Origin of the sequence: Herbiconiux daphne, assembly GCF_024979295.1 — a bacterium.
Lineage (GTDB): Bacteria > Actinomycetota > Actinomycetes > Actinomycetales > Microbacteriaceae > Herbiconiux > Herbiconiux daphnes.
In genome coordinates, this window is sequence record NZ_JANLCJ010000280.1 from 1 (window position 1) to 811 (window position 811).

Below are 811 nucleotides of genomic sequence, written 5' to 3' on the forward strand. Positions count from 1 at the left end.
TTCATCAGTGTAAGCGTATTTGCAGTTGTTACCCAGATGACGGCGAACTTTGACTTTCGCCATTTCGACTTTCAGTTCATCAGTGGTAACACAGGTTTTAATAAGTGTGCTAGACATATATACCTCACAAGAAGAATGGTTGAAAAGTTTTTTCAGATTACAGAGCAGCGCGATAGCTACAGAAGCTGGTCAATGCAGCGTTGTACATTTTGTTTGACCACACAGCACCAGCACCCGGCTGAGCAACCTGAGTTAACAGACTCCAAATAGGAGTCACTTTCATATCCGCTTGAAGGTACTTAGCCCAGAAGGAACGGGCATTCGCTTCATCGTCAGTCAGGGTTTTCAGCATGGCTGCTTTGATACCAACGCTGAGTTCACGAGATTTCTTCACCTGAATGTTCCAGGAGTCGATGATCTTGAAGGCTTCAAGGAAAGCGGTAAGACCTTCCTCTTCGTCTTTGTAACCCAGCACGGCATAGGCAGCACCAAAGCTGGTCTGACCGAACGGTGAAGTTGGTTCATAACCAACACGCTTACGAGCCGAATAACCAGATTCAGCTTTCGTTTCAGCGGTCAGTTTGCTGACCAGAGCTTTGTAGAGGTTGTGAACATCGTTCAGAGTTTCACAGTGGTAAATCACGCAGGCTACGGTTTCAGGTTTTTCCAACTGAGCACGTTTCCATGCTTCAGTACGGCTATGGCCGTCGATTTTGTAGCGAGTACCGTCGAGTTCGTAGCAGGATACAAGGCGTTGAGTCTGGGAAACCATCTCACCCTTCATGTGAGCCTTACCCATGCGGCGAGCAAC

Annotated in this window: 1 protein-coding gene; it reads right to left on the reverse strand. The window is 47.5% G+C overall.

The window, feature by feature from the left end:
• Positions 1-157: 157 nt before the first annotated feature.
• A partial coding sequence (locus N1032_RS24670) for a hypothetical protein (protein WP_259543157.1) occupies positions 158-811 on the reverse strand: 654 nt, incomplete at its 5' end.